The sequence below is a fragment of the Pseudomonas sp. GX19020 genome (assembly GCF_023371075.1).
Lineage (GTDB): Bacteria > Pseudomonadota > Alphaproteobacteria > Rhodobacterales > Rhodobacteraceae > Pseudogemmobacter.
On sequence record NZ_JAMCCR010000041.1, the window covers coordinates 1 to 1,175 of the forward strand.

Consider the following 1,175-nt stretch of genomic DNA (forward strand, 5'->3'; position numbering starts at 1 on the left):
GGTCCTGACCCTTCTCTATGTCTGGTCTGCCAGGTTCACCCCGTCACCGGCCCCGGCCAGGTCCGATGACGGGGTGGTGCGCGACGTCTGACCCTTGTGGCAAGACCACGTTTTCTAGCCTGTCGGCACCGCCTCTCTTCATCGTCTCGAACAGTTGATTGCGGCCTTCGCAGGACCGCGCACCAGAAGGAAGAGAGCATGGACAATCTATCACATGGCCGCGTTATCGGCATAGATGTCAGTCGCGACTGGCTTGACATTCACTGCCTCCCCGATGGGCATCGTTGCAGAGTGCCTAACGTTCCGGCGGGTCATGCGGCCGTGGCGGATATTGCCCGGGACAGAGATGCCGTTGTCTGCTTTGAATCGACTGGCGGGCAGGAATGGCAGCTCTGGGCGCATCTGGAGGCAGAAGGTGGTGCAGCCCGCCAGGTGCCCCCCGCTCAGGTAAAGGCGCTCGCGAAAAGCCGTGGCACGCGCGCTAAGACCGACCGGATCGATGCGGAACTCATCGCCCGCTTCTTCGCCTTCCGGCCCGAAGCAGGCCGCAGCCTGCCCGCTGAAAAGCTGCGCCTTCTCAGAGCGTTGACATCCAAAAGAGCGCAGCTGGTCGAAATGCGCAAACGTCTGCTGGCCCAAATCCGTGCGCATCATAAACTGGGCACCGCCACGATGTTCGAGGACATCGACACCGAGTTGAAACAACGGATCGACAGTCTGATCAGGGAACTGGAAGACCGGATCATCCGGGCGGTTGCGAGCGACGATCGCCTCTCAGAGATGGCCATCGTTCTGCGTTCCATCCCAGGGATAGGACCAGTTGCCAGCACAATGCTGATCGCCGAAATGCCTGAAATAGGCACCATCACCGGCGAAGAGGCTGCCGCACTCATTGGATTGGCCCCGGTTGCGCACGACAATGGAACCCTTCGCGGAAAACGGGCCATCGCCGGTGGTCGCCGTGCCGTGAGGCATGTGATGTTCCAGGCGGCGCTGGTCGCGGCACATCACAACCCAAGCATGAGAACCTTCGCGGATCGCCTTCGCAAGGCAGGAAAGCCGCACAAGGTTATCATCACCGCCGTTGCCAGAAACCTGGTCACCACCGCAAACGCGCTATGCAAAACCCGTCAGAAATGGGCAGCCCAGGCTTGCTGAAAGATACAGTTGCTAGA

At 60.4% G+C, this 1,175-nt stretch carries 1 protein-coding gene; it reads left to right on the top strand.

All coding sequences use genetic code 11. The features are described 5' to 3' along the window. The first annotated feature begins 198 nt into the window (after positions 1-198). On the top strand, positions 199-1,158 hold the full coding sequence (locus M3484_RS23515; protein ID WP_249499507.1) for an IS110 family RNA-guided transposase: 960 nt from the start codon (positions 199-201) through the stop codon (positions 1,156-1,158). Positions 1,159-1,175 lie beyond the last annotated feature (17 nt).

Excerpts from the sequence above, each read along its gene's own strand:
- M3484_RS23515 (WP_249499507.1), top strand. The coding sequence starts at position 199 with ATGGACAATCTATCACATGGCCGCGTTATCGGCATAGATGTCAGTCGC.